Here is a 19,876-nt window from a genome sequence, read left to right on the forward strand (position 1 = left end):
GCTATAGTGTAGCAGGGCATTGTATATGTATAAACGTAGTTTAGCCGGAACGTTACTTACTTCACCGCAAAGTACTTACCTTAAACCAATGATTTTAAACTGGCACTGTGTTTGCTATCCTACTTGCAGTATAAATGACTTAAGGTAATACAATGAAAAAATTGGTATTGGCACTAGTAGCAACGGCTGTTTTAGCAGGGTGTAAAACATCGCCAACAGGGCGTACTCAAATAGCGCTTTATTCGGATCAGCAAATGAGCGAAATGGGTACAGCTAGCTTTGCTGACATGAAAAAAAATCAGCCAATTAATAAAAATCCAAAAACCAATACATATGTAAATTGTATTGCTGAAAAAGTAATTGCCGTTTTACCTAATGAGTATGCATCTCAAAACTGGGAAGTGGTGGTATTTGAAGATGATTCAGCAAATGCATTTGCTTTGCCTGGCGGTTACATTGGTGTTCATACCGGGTTACTAAAAATAGCGACTAATCAAGATCAAGTCGCTACCGTTTTAGGGCATGAAGTAGGACACGTAATTGCAGAACACTCTAATGAACGTGTATCACAAAGCTCGTTGTTAAGTACGGGAATGCAATTGGGTAGTGTTGCGCTTGAAATGGGTAACGTGCAGTACCGTAATGAAATTATGCAAGGACTCGGATTAGGCGCTCAATATGGTGTGGTTTTACCGTTTAGCCGTTCTCATGAATCTGAGGCCGACACCATTGGTCTTGATTTAATGGCAAAAGCGGGTTTTAACCCAAAAGAGTCGGTTACGCTTTGGGAAAACATGAGTAAAGCGGGAAGCGGTGCAACGCCTGAATTTTTGTCTACCCACCCAGCACCAACGAGTCGTATTAATAATTTGCAGTCGCAAATGACAAAAGCACTAAGTGAGCAAAGTACTGCAAACTCGCAAGGAAAAAGGCCACAGTGCTCACTTTAGTTGAGCTCTTAACAGTATAAAGCAGTGGCGTATAGTGTTGATGCGCTAATAAAATAAAACCCCTGAATGTAAATACTTTCAGGGGTTTTATTTTATCGGTTATGTGTGTTATTCAGCAGCGAGTGCTTCTTTAAATACAGTTTTAAAACGTTCAAAGTCTTCTATATGTGGTAAATGGCCTAAATTATCGAGTTCATATAATTTAGCATTGGGGATAAGCGAAACGGCATTTTTGCCTAACTTATCGTATCGACCAAGCTCATAATCTACACCGGTTTTTTTCCAGTTTCGGCCTGGTCCTGTTCTATCACGGGTACCAATAATTAACTCAACTGGCACGGCAAAGTCTTTAAATTCAGTAATAACGGGTTGAGTGAAAATCATATCGTATGTTTTAGCATTAACCCACGCCATGTGAGCTTTGTCCGGCCCTTGTATTTGCCCAGTAATAAAGTCTGTTAATGCTGAATACGTAGCGTTCCATTTACCATCGTAATAGTTTTTTTGCTGATATTTTTTTACGCCCTTGGGCGTTTTAGCAAGCTCATTTTTATAAAAGAAGTTGGTGTCTTTGTATTCAACATAATGTAAGTAGTTTTCAAGCCCTATAGGGTTAAGCAAAACCAATTTAATTGTTGTATTGGGATACATTAAAGCAAAGCGACTTGCCAACATGCCGCCCATAGAATGGCCAACTACAATTGTTTGTTTTAAGTTAAGGGAGTCCATTAACGCATGTGTATGGTGGGCAAGCGATGCAAACGAATATTGATAGTTAGTGGGTTTGGATGATTTACCAAAGCCAATTTGATCAGGAATTAATACACCAAAGCCAAGCGATTGCAAGTACTGCGCTGTAGTCGTCCAATAATCAGCATTAAAATTTTTGCCGTGCATAAGTGTCACGGTAGGCATCTTTTCTTTGGTAGGCTTTAGGTATATATACGCCATTTTTAAAGACTGCTTTTGTGATTCAACGCTAAAGTAATTTACGTTAAAGTCATATTGATAACTGCTTAAAAGGGCATCGTAAGATAGGGACTCTGTATTTACTTCACTACTTGCTAAAGCATTATTAGTGAAAGCTAACAAGGCGGCAAAACACATCACTTTAATTGACATCATTTCATTATTCCTTCAAAGGTAAAGCATGAGGCTTAAAAGAAATACGACAATAACTAAGTATTTACAGCCATTCAATTAAATACTTTTATGGCATAAAAAAAGGAGCGCTTAATAGGGCTCCAATTTATGTGATTTTAACGCAGTGTAATTGCTTAAAAGGTCCACTCTACATGTATTTGCGGAACTGACTCTGTCACTTCAGTTCCTAGCTTGTTATGCCAGTATTGAAGCTCCATGCCGAGTAGCAACGTATTTTCTTTCATTTCAAAGGCATGACCCATGTCCCATACTAAAATAGGTTGTGCGAGTATCCATGCCTCTACATCGTTTCCAAATTCGTCTTCACGTTCTGCAATGTATTCTGCGTGCCCTTTAAAGCTGAACTTTTGTGAGCCAATAGTAAAAGGGTATTCAAAAGCTACATCAAACATCCAGCTATTTGTTTCTATGGGGGCGCCGCCTTTAGCAACACCTTCGCTGTCGTCAATATAGGCTGTTACTATTGTTTGAAAGAAGTTAAAACCTGGTACATCCCAGTTTAATTTAACACCTGGCAGGTATTTCACCATTTTAGCATCGCCAGCAATATTTATACCGCCAGTAAGGCCAACATCTAATAACGCACCGGTGCCAATTTTTTCACCGCTGAGCGCCGATAAGCTAACAGTTGAATACCATTCGCCGTAAAAATCGCTATCTTGATAGCCGTCAGTTTTATCGTCTTTACTGTAATCAATGAAAAAGAAGTTGTCGCCGTAATCGTAACCCGATGCATGTTGAACTGAGTAAACCGTGGTATCTGACTCTTGCTCAGTAAAAGGGTTTTTTTGGTCGCCATTGTTAATATGTAATGCTGTGCTGCTCCAATTAGCGGCAAAAGCAGAAGACGATAAGGCAATGGATGTAAGGGTAAAAAAGGAGAGTATTTTATTTAATTTCATAATTTGTATTTAACTATAACTTGATTGACACGCGAAAGCGCGCATTATAGCAAAAGTGATTAATATGTAGAGTAATATGTTGCAGCTTGTTTTTAAGCTGCAACAGTGGGGCAAAGGTTTTAAGCTTTATTACGACGCAAACAAATTATTGCTATAGCGGTAAATGCTAAAATGAAACAATAATAAGACGATGTTGAGACTTCCCAAGGGCTAATTTTAAACGTAGCGCCAAGTAAAAGTGCTTGTGCTCCATAAGGTAAAGAGCCCTGAGTTACACAAGCAAAAATATCAAGTAGGCTTGCAGAGCGTTTGCCACTAATTTTACCATCGTCAGCGAGTTTTTTAGCAATAGGACCTGCCACAATAATTGAAACGGTATTATTGGCAATACAAATGTTACTTGTCATGACTAGGGCTGCAATGCCAAGTTGGTCAGCTACTTTACGGTGCCATTTAGCAATTACTTTAGTAATGGCTTGAATTTTTTGGGCAATGTAATCAAGGCCACCGTTAATGCGAATAAATTCTGAAAGACCACCAATAAACATAGAAAGTAAAAATATTTCCTGCATATCGGTAAAGCCTTGATAAATATCTTTAACAAAGCTAGACCCTTCGTAGCTACCGGTAAAGCCCATTAATGCAGCAAATATAATACCGCTAAATAACACAACAAATACATTTAGACCTGCTACGGCGAGAACTAAAATAAAAGCATAAGGTAGCACTAACCAAATATCGTAATCTTGGGTTTCGACCACTTGCGCTGCAGGCGTAAGGTAAAATAATAAACCGATTGTTAAAATTGCGGCTGGTACTGCAATTTTAAGGTTTTCTTTAAACTTATCTTTCATTTCACAACCTTGCGTTCGTGTAGCCGCAATCGTGGTATCTGAAATAATTGATAAGTTATCGCCAAACATAGCGCCAGACACAATAGTACCCGCCATAAGGGCTGGGTCTATACCTGTTTTGATCGACACCGCATAAGCAATTGGGCCAATCGCCCCAATAGTGCCCATTGATGTGCCCATGGCTGTAGATACAACCGCGGCAATTAAAAATAAACCAGGAAGTAATAAAGCGGGCGGTATCAGTGATAAACCCGCATTAACTACTGCGTCAACACCCCCTGTTGCACTGGCCACTGCAGAAAAAGCACCGGCAAGCAGGTAAATTAAACACATCGTAATAATATTGTTATGCCCAGCGCCTTTTATAAAGGTTTCAACACATTGATTAACAGTGCCTTTATTAAGTATAAAGGCAAGCATAATGGCGGGTAATATTGCCACCGGTGCTGGCAGTTGATAGAAAGCGTAATCAACCCCTTGAGATTGCAGGTATAAACCAGAACCTAAAAATAGGGCTACAAATGTTAGTAGGGGTAGTAAAGAAAGTATTGCTTTGTTTTTATTAAATGATGGCTGCATCATAATCCTCGAAACCAATTAATTACCACAGCCAAAAATTCCTCTTTTAGCTGAATTTAGCAAGCCTATCTACGTTGTTAAAAGCTAACAAATAGTAGAACAATGCAGCGCCCGCAAGCCAAAGACCAAATCGACGCGAAGGGGAAGTTTAAATGTATAGATGGCTAAAGTAAACTGGTATTGTTATTATTCTTTTATTAAAGGGTTGACTGACTATTACATGACTTTTAGATAAAATCTACTAAGTACGTTACTTTCAGTGATTGATGTTAACTGAGCGATATATACACTCAACATATACAAAACGATCGGTTTACGGTTTAAACAAAAATAAATTAAGGCATAGTGATGATTCGAATAGGTGTTTTTGGTGCTAATGGCAGAATGGGTTTAGCTTTATTGGAAGCCGCAACAATAAAAGAGCAAACACAACTAACAGGCGCCTATGTTCGCAGTGGGTCATCGTTAATTGGAATTAATGTAAACCAAATAAATAGCGCTGCTGATAAAAACGTATGTTTTAGCGACGAAAACACGCTCGAAAGTGTTGATGTTTTAATTGATTTCACCCTGCCAGACGGTATGCGTAGCCACTTAAAGCGTGCTGTTGAACAATCTCTCCCTTTAGTTATTGGCACAACAGGTTTAACGGCCGATGACATGGCATTATTAGAAAATGCTGCTAAACATATACCTATTGTATTTGCTCGTAACTACAGTGTTGGTGTAAATGTGTTACTAAATTTAGTTCAAACGGCTGCCACTAAGTTCGGTGAAGATTTAGATATTGAGATATTTGAAGCGCATCACCGTCATAAAATCGATGCGCCATCGGGCACGGCTCTGGCAATTGGTGAGTCAATTGCAGATGCAAAAGGATGGAACCACGAAGAGGTTGCTGTATACGATCGAAGCCAAATTGAAACTGAAAAATCTCAAAACGAAATTGGTTATTCAGTCCTAAGAGGAGGTGACATAGTAGGTGAACATACCGCATATTTTGCCACAATGGGGGAAAGGCTTGAATTAACGCACAAAGCAAGTTCGAGAATGACCTTTGCGCTAGGCGCTATAAGAGCTGCAAGCTGGTTGCAAAATAAACCGGTAGGACTTTATGACATGCAAGATGTGCTCGATTTAAAGTAGTTTAGTATCTATTTTGGGTGTTTGGGTCTAATTTTAGCTAAAAGCACTTATTTGTTATGATTTACCAAATAATGTTAGACCTAAAACTCAACATCATGTAGTATACAGCCAATTTGCCAAAAATTACTAAATGCGTGTTTCCAATTATACCCAAGTGGCTAGTAAAATCAGGGGTTCAGTGGGAATGATAAGAGTTTTAGGCAAGAAAAAATGTTGAAGATTTAGCGGTTATATCGGCCTCATTTAAGACTGCGTAAAACAATTTAATCTCATACAAAATCTGGTTTTGACGATCCCTCTGGGTATTGGCGGGGTGATAAGCAATTTGCTTACTCCCGTTTTTTACTGTTAGGAGGTTTAACTTGACTAAATCCGCTCTGTTAGTCCTAGAAGACGGCACAGTGTTTCGCGGTACTGCAATCGGCGCTGACGGCATGTCAGTCGGTGAAGTGGTATTCAATACGTCTATGACTGGTTATCAAGAAATTTTGACTGACCCTTCGTACGCGGAACAAATCGTAACTTTGACGTACCCACATATCGGTAATACGGGTACCAACAGCGAAGACGAAGAAGCGAATCAAATATGGGCTAAAGGCCTAGTGATCCGTGATTTGCCACTGCTAGCAAGTAACTTTCGTAACGAGCAATCGTTAGATGATTACTTGAAAGAACGTAATATTTTAGGTATTGCGGACATCGACACCAGAAAGCTAACACGTATTTTGCGCGACAAAGGCGCTCAAAATGGTTGTATTATTGCTGGTGACGAACTAGACGAACAAAAAGCGCTACAAGCCGCGCAAGCCTTCCCAGGCTTAAAAGGTATGGATTTAGCAAAAGTTGTCTCAACCAAGGAAAATTTTGAGTGGCGCGAATCAAGCTGGACATTAGGCGAGGGGTTTAAAACCTTAGATACCGCCGATGAAAAGTTTCATGTTGTAGCCTATGACTTCGGTGTTAAGCGTAATATATTACGTATGCTTGTTGACCGTGGTTGTAAACTTACCGTAGTACCTGCACAAACAAGTGCTGCTGACGTACTCGCATTAAACCCCGATGGTATTTTCTTATCTAATGGCCCTGGTGATCCTGAGCCATGTACATACGCAATTGACGCAATAAAATCATTTTTAGAAACCGACACACCCATTTTTGGTATTTGTTTAGGTCACCAGTTATTAGCGCTTGCTTCAGGTGCTAAAACAGAAAAAATGAAATTTGGCCATCATGGTGGTAACCACCCAGTTAAAGATCTAGACCGCGATGTAGTGATGATCACAGCGCAAAACCATGGTTTTGCAGCCCAAGAATCAAGCCTACCAAGCACGCTTCGTGCAACACACAAATCACTGTTTGACGGTACGCTTCAGGGTATTCATCGTACAGATAAGCCAGCATTTAGTTTTCAGGGTCACCCTGAGGCAAGTCCTGGCCCGCATGATGCAGCCCCATTATTTGACCACTTCATCGATTTGATGCAAGCGCGTAAACACTAATTTAACTGGAGTAATAATGCCAAAACGTACCGACATAAAAAGCATTCTTATCTTAGGCGCAGGCCCAATTGTTATTGGTCAAGCTTGTGAATTTGACTACTCTGGTGCACAAGCGTGTAAAGCACTTAGAGAAGAAGGCTATAGAGTTATTCTTGTTAACTCAAACCCAGCAACGATTATGACCGACCCAGAAATGGCTGATGCAACATACATCGAACCAATTCACTGGGAAGTGGTAGAAAAAATCATCGAAAAAGAAAAGCCAGATGCAGTTCTGCCTACAATGGGCGGCCAAACAGCATTAAACTGTGCACTTGATTTAGATAAGCACGGTGTATTGGCTAAGCATGGCGTAGAGTTAATTGGCGCAACAGCTGATGCAATAGACAAAGCCGAAAACCGCGAACGCTTTGACACTGCAATGAAAAATATTGGTCTTGAGTGTCCTCGTGCAGAGATAGCACACTCAATGGAAGAAGCTAAAGATACAATGAGCCGCATAGGCTTACCTTGTATTATTCGTCCTTCTTTTACCATGGGTGGCACCGGTGGCGGTGTTGCTTACAACATGGAAGAGTTTGAAGAAATTTGTGAGCGTGGTTTAGACTTATCACCTACCAACGAATTACTAATTGATGAATCACTGATTGGTTGGAAAGAATACGAAACAGAAGTTGTTCGTGACAAAAAAGACAACTGTATTATTGTTTGTACTATTGAAAACTTTGACCCAATGGGCGTGCACACAGGTGATTCAATCACTGTTGCACCAGCGCAAACGTTAACCGACAAAGAATACCAAATTATGCGTAATGCCTCTATGGCAGTACTGCGTGAGATTGGTGTTGAAACCGGTGGCTCTAACGTACAATTTGGTATTAACCCTAAAGATGGCCGTATGGTTATCATTGAGATGAACCCACGTGTATCGCGCTCATCGGCACTAGCCTCTAAAGCAACGGGTTTCCCAATTGCTAAAATTGCGGCAAAACTTGCAGTAGGCTACACGCTTGACGAACTTCAAAACGATATCACTGGCGGTAAAACACCAGCGTCTTTTGAGCCTTCAATTGATTACGTTGTAACTAAAATACCTCGCTTTAACTTTGAGAAATTTGCCGGTGCGAACGACCGTTTAACCACGCAAATGAAATCAGTAGGCGAAGTAATGGCAATTGGTCGTAACCAACAAGAGTCATTACACAAAGCATTACGTGGTCTTGAAGTTGGCGCAACGGGTTTTAACCCAATTGTTGCACTTGATGACCCTAAGGCAAAAGAAAAAATCATCCGTGAATTACGTGAGCCAGGTGCTGAGCGTATTTGGTACATTGCAGATGCAATGCGACACGGTATGAGCGTTGAAGATGTTTACGAGCTGACTAAAGTTAACCGCTGGTTCTTGGTTCAAATTGAAGACATTTTAAAAGATGAGGCAAGAATCGCTGAAGGCGGAATGGCTGGCCTTAATGCAGATTTTTTACGCAAGCTTAAGCGTAAAGGCTTTGCCGACCCGCGTATTGCTGAAATTGCCGGCGTGTCAGAAGCTGAAATTCGTAAAAAACGTCATCAGCTAAATATTGTGCCAGTGTACAAGCGTGTAGATACGTGTGCTGCAGAATTTAGTTCAGACACCGCTTACATGTACTCATCGTATGATGAAGAGTGTGAAGCAAATCCAACAGACAAAGATAAAATCATGGTTATTGGTGGCGGTCCTAACCGTATCGGCCAAGGTATTGAATTTGATTACTGTTGTGTACATGCTGCTCTTGCACTTCGTGACGACGGTTACGAAACCATCATGGTTAACTGTAACCCTGAAACTGTATCTACCGATTACGATACATCTGACCGACTTTACTTTGAGCCAATTACCCTTGAAGACGTACTAGAAATTGTACGTGTTGAAAAGCCAAAAGGTGTTATTGTTCAATACGGTGGACAAACACCACTTAAACTAGCACGTGAGCTAGAAGCCAATGGCGTGCCAGTAATTGGTACTTCACCAGATGCAATTGACCGTGCAGAAGACCGTGAGCGTTTCCAACAACTTGTTGAGCGTTTAGATTTACTACAGCCAGAAAACGCAACGGTTACATCAACTGAAGAAGCTATTTTAAAATCAGCTGAAATTGGTTTCCCGCTGGTTGTTCGTCCATCATATGTATTAGGTGGCCGTGCAATGGAAATTGTATACGACGAAGACGATTTACGTCGTTACATGACCGAAGCAGTTCAAGCCTCAAATGAAGCGCCTGTTTTATTAGACCACTTCCTAGATAACGCAATTGAAGTTGACGTTGACGCAATATGTGACGGCGAGCAAGTAATCATTGGCGGTATTATGGAACACATTGAGCAAGCTGGTGTTCACTCTGGTGACTCTGCCTGTTCATTACCAGCACATTCTTTATCGCAAGAAGTGCAAGATGTAATGCGCAAGCAAGTAACCGATATGGCTCTTGAACTAGGTGTTGTAGGCTTAATGAATACACAGTTTGCAGTAAAAGATGGCAAAGTGTATTTAATTGAAGTTAACCCACGTGCTGCGCGTACGGTTCCATTTGTATCTAAAGCCACCGGCGTTGCACTTGCAAAAGTAGCTGCACGTTGTATGGCGGGCCAATCTTTAGCGAGCCAAGGCATTACTAAAGAAATTATCCCTCCTTACTACAGCGTTAAAGAAGTGGTTTTACCGTTTGCTAAGTTCCAAGGTGTAGACCCTATCCGTGGCCCTGAAATGCGCTCAACAGGTGAAGTAATGGGTGTTGGTGATACTTTCGCCGAAGCATTCGCAAAAGCACAATTAGGTGCAAGCAATACTTTACCACGCGGTGGTCGCGCGTTATTATCTGTTCGTAATAGCGATAAGTCACGTATTGTTGAATTAGCTAAAATCATGACTGAGTTAGGTTTTGAATTAGACGCAACAGGTGGCACAGCCAAAGCGCTTGAAGAAGCGGGTATTAACGTTCGTCGCGTAAACAAAGTTTACGAAGGTCGTCCACATATTCTTGATTACATTAAGAATAAAGAATACAGCTATATCGTTAATACCACCGAAGGTCGCCAAGCGATCGAAGATTCGAAGGTGTTACGTCGTGGTGCATTGCAAAATAAAACCAACTATACGACTACCTTGAACGCGGCATTCGCTAACTGTACTGCTAACAAAGCAGATGACCGCAGTAAAGTGGCGTCAGTTCAAGAGCTACACCTGCGATTGAACTAAGGAAATGTACCAAGGCCTAATTAGGCCTTGGTGTTAAGTGAGAAAATATGCAAACAATTCCGATGACAGTTCGTGGCGCAGATTTACTGCGTAAGGAGCTTAACGAATTAAAAACAGTTACCCGTCCTAAAATCATCGCTGATATTGCTGATGCGCGTGAACACGGTGACTTAAAAGAAAACGCTGAGTACCACGCTGCGCGTGAGCAACAGGGTTTTTGTGAAGGTCGTATTCAAGAAATTGAAGCTAAACTTTCAAATGTTCAAATAATCGACGTAACTAAAATGCCTAACACAGGTAAGGTTATTTTTGGTACCACAGTAACTATTGTTAATGTAGAAACTGATGCCGAAGTTAAATACCAAATAGTTGGCGATGATGAGGCAGATATTAAAAATAACTTAATCTCTGTTAACTCACCTATAGCTCGTGGTTTGATTGGTAAGCAAATGGATGATGCAGTCACCATTAAAACACCAAAGGGCGACGTTGAATACGAAATCATTGAAGTTGAGTACCTTTAATATATCCTCACTTTAGCGTTTACATAAAAGCCGATGTGATTACATCGGTTTTTTTATGCCTTTAATAATCTCGACTTTGTTTACTTTATTGGGTACGTTAGGTTGACTATATCCTAATGATTGAGAGTACTGATGTCCTTAATTAATTTTCCTGAGCCACTTAAACCTAATGATAATATTGCAATTTGTGCGTTTTCTTCAGGTGTTGATAATCACTTTCAAACACGATTAGACACTGTGCTAAATGGTTTAAAGTCGCAAGGGTTTAAAGTAATTGAAGGTAATAGTGTGAGGCAAAATATCAGCGCTAAAGAGCGAGCTTTAGAGCTAATGCACTTTCTTACCGACGATAATATAGCGGCAATTATGCCCCCATGGGGTGGAGAGCTTGCCCTAGACGTTTTGCAATATATTGACTTTAACATAGTGAAAACGGCTAAACCTAAGTGGTTGGTGGGGTTCTCTGATGTTAGTACATTAGCGTGTGTGCTCACTTCTCGTTGTGGTTGGGCAACCCTTCATACTGCTAATTTAATGCAGCTACATCCAAATGAAACTGATCATAATTGTGTAAATGTTTTTCACGTTTTAGCGCTCACCAAAGGCGAGCAATTTGAACAATTACCTTCAACTTCATACCAAACTAAATTAATTAATTATGAGAGCGACCCTGATGCGTTGTTTGAACTTACTGAGCTAACGCAGTGGCAATGTTTAAATTACAACGATGCGCGTAAATTAGAAATAACAGGCCGGCTTTTTGGCGGTTGTTTAGACACGCTTAACTTGTTGCTTGGCTCGCCTTACCTCGATTTACATCGCTTTAAACAAGAGTATGCACCAGAGGGCCTTGTGCTATTTCTAGAAAACGCAGAGCTAAGCCCAACAGCCGTAGCACGTAGTCTCATTGCCTTAAAACTAAATGGCGTACTTACTGATGTAAACGGTATTATACTTGGTCGCAGTGCCGTTATTGATAGCCCCCATAAGCAAATTGATTATTACCAAGCAATAGAATTAGCACTTGGTAAATGTATTTTCCCCGTACTGTTTGATGCTGATATTGGCCATGTTGCACCTAATTTAAACTTAATTAATGGTGCAAGCTGTACGATTAACGCAGACATAAATGAAGGCAAAGTGATTAAGGCATCGCTAAGCACTAAGCTGTGTTAATTATAAAGTCGTTCTTATTGGTGGCTAATCATATAAAAGTAATGGATAAATTAAGCTCTTTAATTTATTTTAGTTAATCATTAGTTTTTATACGTATTGTATATTTGAAAAGGAATCGCTAAGTTGAAAATTACGGACGCTCATTATAAAAACGGCTTTGCTTTTATTGCCGTTGTTATGTTTATCGCTTTTTTTATAATTTGGTATATAAACAATGAAATTGAAGCTTCTTTTTTGCTGTTATTTTTTGCATGCTTATCGTTTAGGTATCGATTTACCGATGAATATAAAGCTAAACATTCCCCACATAATCTAATCAAGAGAAGCGCCGGCACTATAAAAATCACAAAGCCAAATTTGAGTCGCTTTAAGTTTATATCAGATCAAGAGTCGATCGAGGTTAAGCGAATTTCTATTGTTAATATAAGTGATAATTGGTTATCAATAATTATTGACGGAAACGGCAATGGTTACGATTTTCAACTTTTAGGCTCAAAAGATGAAATTTATCAACAGTTTAACTCACTGCTAAATTCAGATGAAAAAGAGAACATTGATATTAACTACGTGTAATTTATTGAGCGCTTAATACCGCGCTTGATGGTAAAAGCGATAGGGCATATTGACCTTAGTGGCTTGAGTTTATTTAATTTAGTGGACGTGGAATAACTGCGCTATGTGTGCAGCCGAGCGGACTAAGCAAAAGTCGAGCAATGCCTATTCGTCCAGCTTACGCCTTTAGCCTAATTTATACAGACAACAAATAGTAAATGGCTCTTAGCAAGGACAACCCTTAACCCTGAAAGTTTATTAGTCTCTAAAGTCGCTTTTAAAAGTAAGTTAATAAGCTCTGCTGCACCTAAATAACAACAGGAAAACAATGAAAATAGATGACATCAGAGTGTTTGTGCCATGTAAAAACTATCAACAATCGTGTGCATTTTATCAGGCGCTGGGCTTTAATGTTGAGCAGGCATCAGCTGATTTAAGTATTGCAACATCAGGTGAATGCAGCCTCTTTTTACAGCGTTACTACAACCAAGAATTTGCTGAAAATTTAATGCTGCAAGTGTGCGTATTAAACATAAATGAAGCCTTTGACATTATTAGTAAGCTCACTAACTTTGATATTCGCTTTGAAGGGATAAAACAAGAGCTGTGGGGCAAGGTGATTTATTTATGGGGACCATCAGGCGAGCTTTTACACGTAACTGAATTTAATTAAAAAGGAATAATAATGAAAAAAAATACGTTTTTTGTCATGTTGGTGGTTTTTTTACTGACCTCATGTAGTGCGCTTGTGAGTAATAACGCAGGTAAAAATACGCGTTCTAGCAGTTTGGTTGACTTTCTTTATCCAAACGAAGATAGCCGTGCTACGTATAAACCAGAAATTCCAGTGTTAAAATTACCTGTTACAGTGGGCATTTCATTTGTGCCTTCTAAAGATTGGCGAGCAAACGCAATTGAAAGCCAAAATGAGGTAGAGTTGCTCGAAAGAGTTAAAAAATCGTTTTTGCAGTACGATTACATTGACCGCATAGAAGTAATTCCAAGTACGTATCTTAAAGGTGGAGAAGGGTTTTCAGCGCTTGAACAAGTAGGGCGACTGTACGATGTAGACGTGATGGCATTGGTTTCTTACGATCAAGTAACACAAACCTATGAAAATAACGCCGCATTATTGTATTGGACCATTGTAGGTATGTACGTTATTCCCGGTAACGAAAATACGATTCAAACCTTCGTCGACACTGCTGTTTTTGATATAAAAAGTAAAAAAATGCTTTTTAGAGCACCAGGCATCAGCAAGCTTGAAAAAAGAACCACCGCTATTGGTATTGACGAAACGCTCAATGAAAAGTCACTTGAAGGGTTTAATTTAGCGGTTACCGATATGAGCCTAAATTTAGATGCGGAATTAGCACGCTTTAAAACGCGGGTTAAAGAAGAAAAAATAGCAAAAATAGAGAATAAAGATGGCTCAAGCAGTGCTGGGGCATTTAGTGTGTTTATTCTGGTTTTTATATCGCTACTTGTTTTAAAACGCAGATATGTAAATAACTAAACATCTATATAACTAAGTCGCTAAATAATTAAATTTAAAACGCCACATTATTCAACTTATGCGGCGTTTTTTTATGGTGTTTAGCTTAATTTTTCATTAAAAAACGCTAAGGTACGCTGCCAAGCAAGCTCTGCTTTTTGCTCATCATAACGCCCAGTAGAGTCGTTATGAAAACCATGATTAGCACCTTCGTACATGTGCATAGTGTACTCAACATTGTTAGCTTTTAAGCTTTTTTCATACTCAGGCCATGTGGCGTTAACGCGTTTATCAAGTTCACCTAATTGAATCAGTAAAGGGGCTTTTATATTTTTGTGTAAGCTTTCACTTGCAGGTGTGCCATAAAAGGGCACGCCCGCGCTGAGTAAGTCACTATCAACTGCGGCTAAGTAGTTAACAATATAACCCCCAAAACAAAAGCCTACGGCGCCTAATTTGCCGTTGCTGCTAGGGTGGGCTTTTAAAAAGTGAGCGGCGGCTACAAAGTCGTTTTGAATTTTAGCTCTGTCCATCGTGCGTTGCATTGCACGCCCCTCATCATCATTACCCGGATAGCCACCAAGCGGGAAAAGTGCATCGGGAGCAAAAGCAATAAAACCTTTTTTGGCTAAGCGCCTTGCTACGTCTTTTATGTAAGGGTTTAAACCACGGTTTTCGTGAATAACTAATACAACCGGCAGTTTACCTTCAATTTTGCTAGGCACCGCTAAATAACCTTTACCCTTACCATGCCCGTTTGGCGAATCAAATTCTTCGTAGGTGGCTTTAATATCGTCATCGTTAAACGAGACTTGCTCTGCAAGTGCATAGTTAGGTAAAAGCGCGCTGGTGAGCACACTCATTGAAATCCCCAGTGCTGCAAGGCCACCTAGCTTTTTCATAAAAGTACGGCGGTCCATTAAACCATGGGCATATTCGTCGTACCAATCAAACGCTTCTTGAGGAATGTGATCTATTTGAGGTGAATTCATGGTTTTCCTTAATTGTTATGCTTTTTAATATTAAGTACCTAAACGTATCGGGTATAAAAAACGAGCACTAATTTTACTATTTAGTGTATTTTTGCCGTTAACTATTAATAAGCTGACAGGCTATGATCAACCCCCATCATAAAATCTAATCCTGCAAAGGCAAACGCTACAACAATGGCACCCAATAACATTAAATTACGGTTATTTTTTCTGTATCCAACAATGGTTAGTACTGCAAATATGATAAATAAAATAAGTTGAAATGTACCCATGGTTAATCCTTTAAGAAAGTAAACTGAGAGTCAAAATACCAGTGAAAAGGGGAAGTTAGCAAATAATTGAAGGTTATTTTTAACTATAAATAAAAAGCTCGGCATGTTGCCGAGCTTTTTTGGTTGGGGTTTTACTTAATTAGCTATTGGTCGTTGTTGGTTGGCCATCGACAATAGGGTGTTTACCACGCCACTTACGAATCATTCGTTTTGTATCTTCAAGCGCGACATACTGACACGGTATAAGAATAAGCGTAATCACGGTGGCAAATAGCACACCAAAGGCGAGTGATACTGCCATAGGAATTACGATTTGTGCCTGTAAACTCGTTTCCATAATAATAGGTAACACGCCAATAAAGGTGGTCACTGAGGTTAGCAATATAGCTCTAAAACGACGAGCTCCCGCTTGCATAACCGCTTCTTTTATAGGTACACCTTCAGCACGCGCTTTATTTACAAAATCAACCATAACGAGAGAGTCGTTAACTACAATACCGGCTACTGCAATTATGCCAAACATTGAAAGGCCGCTCATGGTCATTCCTAATACCATATGGCCAAACATTGCACCGACCACACCAAATGGAATAACCGACATAATGATCAATGGTTGTGAGTATGAGCGAAGCGGAATAGCTAATAATGCAAATATAATCATTAGTGAAATTGCAAAGTCACGTAATTGCTCATCAGCGCTTTCCATTTCCTCTTGCACTCGACCAGCGACATTACTGGTAACACCTGGGTAATTTTGTAAAAGGGTTGGTAAATACTCGTCAGTGATTTCTTTTACAATGGCAAAAGGTTCAACTTTATCAGTATTAATGGCTGCCCATACATTAACTGTTCTGTTTGCGTTTTCACGGCGGATTCTGTTTACACCATCTACAATGTTGATTTGTGCAACTTCACTTAACGGCACTTCAACACCTGTTGGCGTGATAATACGTGTGCTGTGTATGTTACTAATGGAGTTACGTTCGTTTTCAGGGTAGCGGATCATCACTCTGATCTCTTCGCCTTCACGTAAAATACGTTGTGCTTCTAAACCGTAGTAACTAAAGCTAACTTGCGATGCCACATCTGCAAGGGTCAATCCCATGCTGTATGCAAGTGGTTTTAAATCAAGTTGTACTTCATCGGTAGCGCTTTGTAGTGAGTCGTTAACATCGCCTACGCCTTCCATGCTTTGCAATTTCGTTTTTAATAACGAAGCAACTTCTTTTAGTTTGTCGGTATCTTTACCTTGCAGTCTAAAACTTACGTCGCCGTCATCTCGTCCGCCGCCAAATAAATTATCTTCAATGGTCAACGTTTTAACGCCCGGCAATGGTGGCATTTTTTCACGCCATAATGAGCTAAGAGTGAAGGTATCAATAGGGCGTTTATCAGGTTCAATGAGCACAGCCATTAATTGTGCAGTGGTACGGCCACGAAGGCTTACCGAGAGGTCACGAATCATTTTTTGACCATATTGTGCTTCAAGCTCTTCATCTACACTAAGAAGTACCGCTTCAATTTTCTTAGCTGTTTCAAGTGTTGCTTGCTCTGATGATTCAAGATTCATTTCTACAACCACACGCGGAAAGTCATGTTGTATTTTAGGGTTTGGTACAAATTTAACTAAACCACCTGCAAACATGCCTGCGCTCATAATTAAAATACATATAAACCCAATAATTACGGTATAACGATAATGAATACAGTGCCCTATGAAAGGCGTGTAGTAATTTTGAACAAACGATTTAAGGCCTTTATCAACAACCATACGCACCTTGTGCAATGGGTTTTTAGGATTAGGTTTACGTGGGTTCATTGCGGCAATATGAGCCGGTAAAATAAGTTTTGATTCAATTAACGAAAAAATTAAACACAGGATAATAACGACACCAATCGCTTTAGAAAATGCTGCGCCGGGCCCTGATGCCATAGCTTGCGGTAAAAAAGCAGCAATGGTGGTGAGTACGCCAAATGTAGCGGGCATTGCAACACGTTTAACACCACGGATTACGTTATCGAGTGAGTGGCCGTGTTTTTCTATTTCGGCACTGGCCGATTCGCCCACAACAATTGCATCGTCCACCACAATACCGAGTACAATAATAAAGGCAAACAGCGACACCATATTAATGGTGATATCTAAAAAGCCTATTGGCATGAACAAAAAGGCACCCAAAAAAGAAACCGGTAAACCCATCATTACCCAAAATGCTAATCTAAGCGGTAAAAACAATGCCAATACCAGCATAACTAAAACACCACCCCATACCATGTTATCGATCATCATATCGAGACGACCTTGCAGGTAGTAGGTTAAATCAACCATAGGGGTTAGTTTTACGCCTTGTGGTAATTTAGATTCTTTTTCGGCCATGTAATTTTTAAGTACTTTGGCAACGTCGGTAATGTCTTGATCTTTAGATGCTGCAATATCAAACATTAACGAATTTTTACCATTGTACTTTGAATATAATAAGCCTTCTTCAAAACCATCGTTAATGGTGGCTACATCGCCTAAATATATTTGTGCGCCATCAGCAAGGGTAATTAAAGGCAACTGCTCAAACTCATTGCCTTTATATGCTTGTTTTTCAACACGCATAGAAATATACCCGTTATCTGAACGGATTTGGCCAGCCGACATATTAGTTGAAAAGTTTCTTACAGCATTTGATACATCTCTAAAAGTAAGGCCGTATTCACGCAGTTTGTCGGGGCTAATCTCAATGCCTATTTCATAATTTAAGCCGCTAAAAAAACTGACTAAATTAACACCAGGTAAAGCGAGTAATTCATCTTCTAAATCGGTACCTAGTTCTTTTAGTTGGGCATAGGTCATATCCCCATATAGCGCAATAAACATCACTTCTTGTTGAAACTTATCGCGCTGAATTATTGGCCTTTCCATACCCGCTGGAAACGAGTTAATAGAATCTACTTGGGCTTTTATCTCGTCTAAAGCTTCTTGAAGGTCGTATTTTTCTTCAATTTCAATCCATGCTTGTGCGTAGCCGCGATTAGAGTAAGTTATAAAGCGTTTAATGCCCTCTAATCCCTCTAGGTTTTCTTCAATTTTTATTGTAATGCCTTCTTCAACCTCTTGCGGTGCGGCGCCAGGGTAAACGGCTTGAACACTCACCCAGTTACTTTCAAATTGCGGAAATGCTTGCTTACGAATCGTTAAGGCTGTTAATAAACCGCCAACCAGAATAAAAATCATGATTAAATTTGCTGCAACAGGGTTGCGAGCAAACCAGGCAATTAGGCCCTTTTCAGAGGTACTCATAGGGTGTCCTCTTTAAGAGCAAGCTGTGTTACTTCACCTTGTTTGTCATCTTCATCCGTTTTAACAGCCATTCCTTCGCTTGGGTATTCTAGTGCTGAGGTAATTAACTGTTCGCCAAGTTGTAACCCTTGATCGGCTATTACCATGCCATCTTGTTCACGTACAATATTCAGTGTTTTAAAGCTTAGAGTATTGTTCGCGTTTAAAATGGCAATTTGTTTATCTTTAACAAGGTGATGCGGGACAATAATTGCGTTATCGAGAGATCGCCCCTCAATGGTTGCATTAATATATGAACCAAAACGTAGTGGCTTAGTGTTATCGGCGTATGGCGTTGGCAGTTGCGCAACTAAATAACTCATACGGCTTACTTGATCTATTACGCCTTCGCTGCGCACAACTTCGGCCTGCCATGACGTTTGCTTGCCGGCAAATTCAGCATTAAGGGTAACAGTAGCACCAATGCCTCCATTGGCTAGGTATTGCATTTCGCTATCGGCTACTGGTAAACGTACTTCTGCCACCGATGTGGCACTTAGTGCGCCAAAGCTACTGCCCGGGTTTACTACAGAGCCTAAGCTTATTGTGCGTGCGTTAATAATAGCGTCGTATGGGGCTTTTATATAAGTGCGTTCAAGGTTACGTTTTGCACGTTTAACACTGGCTTGTGCAGAGCGGTAACGCGCTAGCTTTTCGGCTAATTGCGGTTTACGTAAATAAAGCTCTGATGCAGTTGAGTCACTTGAGTCTGATTTAATACGTTCCCATTCAGCTTTTGCTACATGTGCTTGGGCGCGTTCTATTTCAAGGGCTGAACTTGCTTGAGCAAGGCCTGCTTGTGCTTCAATAAAATCGGCTTCGTAATCATTTGGATCAATTCGTGCTAATATGTCGCCTTGTTTTACAAATGCACCTTCAACAAATTCATCTGCTACGGAAATAACTTGGCCACTGACTTGTGCAACTAGCTCGGTACGGTCTTTAGGTTTTACAACCCCGTACGATTTTACGTCGAGTGTTATTGCATCAATGTTGACTGTTTGCGCAGCAACCAGTGGACGAGTATCTTGCACTGGTTTTTCTTCAGGCGGGGTTTTCATATTTGAAAAGCCAATTGCCAGTGCAATTCCGGCAGCTAAAACTGCGATTGGAAGAACAATTTGTTTTTTAGTAGCCACAAGGCATTCCTTCATAAAAGTGGTGATAGGGCAATAATACGCAATAAAGTGTTTACAAGGCGTTTGAAG

General features: G+C 40.2%; 16 protein-coding genes. 9 read left to right on the top strand and 7 right to left on the bottom strand.

Going from position 1 to position 19,876, the window contains the following annotated elements; genetic code table 11:
• Positions 1 to 152 precede the first annotated feature (152 nt).
• The gene (locus tag AC27JL_RS08000; RefSeq protein ID WP_006792426.1) at positions 153 to 950 is read left to right on the top strand and encodes a M48 family metallopeptidase; all 798 of its coding nucleotides are present in this window, start codon (positions 153 to 155) and stop codon (positions 948 to 950) included.
• Positions 951 to 1,058: 108 nt separating this feature from the next.
• On the opposite strand, the gene AC27JL_RS08005 is transcribed toward AC27JL_RS08000, so the two are convergent.
• The 3 genes from AC27JL_RS08005 to AC27JL_RS08015 form a co-directional block, all read right to left on the bottom strand.
• Positions 1,059 to 2,075 carry an alpha/beta fold hydrolase gene (locus AC27JL_RS08005; RefSeq protein ID WP_487195318.1) on the bottom strand — a complete coding sequence of 339 codons (1,017 nt, stop codon included), beginning with the start codon at positions 2,073 to 2,075 and terminating at the stop codon, positions 1,059 to 1,061.
• A 152-nt stretch (positions 2,076 to 2,227) separates the two neighbouring features.
• Complete coding sequence (locus tag AC27JL_RS08010; RefSeq protein ID WP_487195319.1) at positions 2,228 to 3,016, bottom strand: nucleoside-binding protein; 789 nt, start codon at positions 3,014 to 3,016, stop codon at positions 2,228 to 2,230.
• Positions 3,017 to 3,135: 119 nt separating this feature from the next.
• Complete coding sequence (locus AC27JL_RS08015) at positions 3,136 to 4,449, bottom strand: Na+/H+ antiporter NhaC family protein (protein WP_058428722.1); 1,314 nt, start codon at positions 4,447 to 4,449, stop codon at positions 3,136 to 3,138.
• Between the two features lie 348 nt (positions 4,450 to 4,797).
• Here AC27JL_RS08015 and dapB point away from each other — a divergent pair, with 348 nt between their 5' ends.
• From dapB to rhlP, 8 genes are all read left to right on the top strand, one after another.
• Positions 4,798 to 5,595: a 4-hydroxy-tetrahydrodipicolinate reductase gene (gene dapB / locus AC27JL_RS08020; protein WP_487195320.1), complete on the top strand. Its 798-nt coding sequence runs from the start codon at positions 4,798 to 4,800 to the stop codon at positions 5,593 to 5,595.
• 362 nt (positions 5,596 to 5,957) lie between these two features.
• Positions 5,958 to 7,094: a glutamine-hydrolyzing carbamoyl-phosphate synthase small subunit gene (gene carA, locus AC27JL_RS08025; protein ID WP_006792431.1), complete on the top strand. Its 1,137-nt coding sequence runs from the start codon at positions 5,958 to 5,960 to the stop codon at positions 7,092 to 7,094.
• 16 nt (positions 7,095 to 7,110) lie between these two features.
• Complete coding sequence (gene carB, locus AC27JL_RS08030) at positions 7,111 to 10,329, top strand: carbamoyl-phosphate synthase large subunit (RefSeq protein ID WP_006792432.1); 3,219 nt, start codon at positions 7,111 to 7,113, stop codon at positions 10,327 to 10,329.
• A 47-nt stretch (positions 10,330 to 10,376) separates the two neighbouring features.
• Positions 10,377 to 10,853 carry a transcription elongation factor GreA gene (greA, locus tag AC27JL_RS08035; RefSeq protein WP_006792433.1) on the top strand — a complete coding sequence of 159 codons (477 nt, stop codon included), beginning with the start codon at positions 10,377 to 10,379 and terminating at the stop codon, positions 10,851 to 10,853.
• 132 nt (positions 10,854 to 10,985) lie between these two features.
• Complete coding sequence (locus tag AC27JL_RS08040; RefSeq protein ID WP_487195321.1) at positions 10,986 to 12,029, top strand: S66 family peptidase; 1,044 nt, start codon at positions 10,986 to 10,988, stop codon at positions 12,027 to 12,029.
• 123 nt (positions 12,030 to 12,152) lie between these two features.
• Complete coding sequence (locus AC27JL_RS08045) at positions 12,153 to 12,602, top strand: hypothetical protein (RefSeq protein WP_006792435.1); 450 nt, start codon at positions 12,153 to 12,155, stop codon at positions 12,600 to 12,602.
• A gap of 307 nt (positions 12,603 to 12,909) precedes the next feature.
• Positions 12,910 to 13,254, top strand: a complete 345-nt coding sequence (locus tag AC27JL_RS08050) for a VOC family protein (RefSeq protein WP_305398532.1) — start codon at positions 12,910 to 12,912, stop codon at positions 13,252 to 13,254.
• 12 nt (positions 13,255 to 13,266) lie between these two features.
• On the top strand, positions 13,267 to 14,097 hold the full coding sequence (gene rhlP, locus AC27JL_RS08055; protein WP_341219654.1) for a rhombotarget lipoprotein: 831 nt from the start codon (positions 13,267 to 13,269) through the stop codon (positions 14,095 to 14,097).
• A gap of 80 nt (positions 14,098 to 14,177) precedes the next feature.
• Here rhlP and AC27JL_RS08060 read toward each other — a convergent pair whose 3' ends face one another.
• From AC27JL_RS08060 to AC27JL_RS08075, 4 genes are all read right to left on the bottom strand, one after another.
• Entirely contained in the window at positions 14,178 to 15,068 is an 891-nt protein-coding gene (locus AC27JL_RS08060) for a dienelactone hydrolase family protein (RefSeq protein WP_006792438.1), read from the bottom strand.
• Between the two features lie 104 nt (positions 15,069 to 15,172).
• The gene (locus AC27JL_RS08065) at positions 15,173 to 15,340 is read right to left on the bottom strand and encodes a hypothetical protein (protein ID WP_006792439.1); all 168 of its coding nucleotides are present in this window, start codon (positions 15,338 to 15,340) and stop codon (positions 15,173 to 15,175) included.
• Positions 15,341 to 15,479: 139 nt separating this feature from the next.
• The gene (locus AC27JL_RS08070; protein WP_277054319.1) at positions 15,480 to 18,629 is read right to left on the bottom strand and encodes an efflux RND transporter permease subunit; all 3,150 of its coding nucleotides are present in this window, start codon (positions 18,627 to 18,629) and stop codon (positions 15,480 to 15,482) included.
• Entirely contained in the window at positions 18,626 to 19,807 is a 1,182-nt protein-coding gene (locus tag AC27JL_RS08075) for an efflux RND transporter periplasmic adaptor subunit (protein WP_487195322.1), read from the bottom strand. The genes AC27JL_RS08070 and AC27JL_RS08075 overlap by 4 nt, the downstream gene beginning before the upstream one ends.
• Positions 19,808 to 19,876: the final 69 nt, after the last annotated feature.

Source organism: Pseudoalteromonas sp. 4NS20-0020 (genome assembly GCF_057554385.1).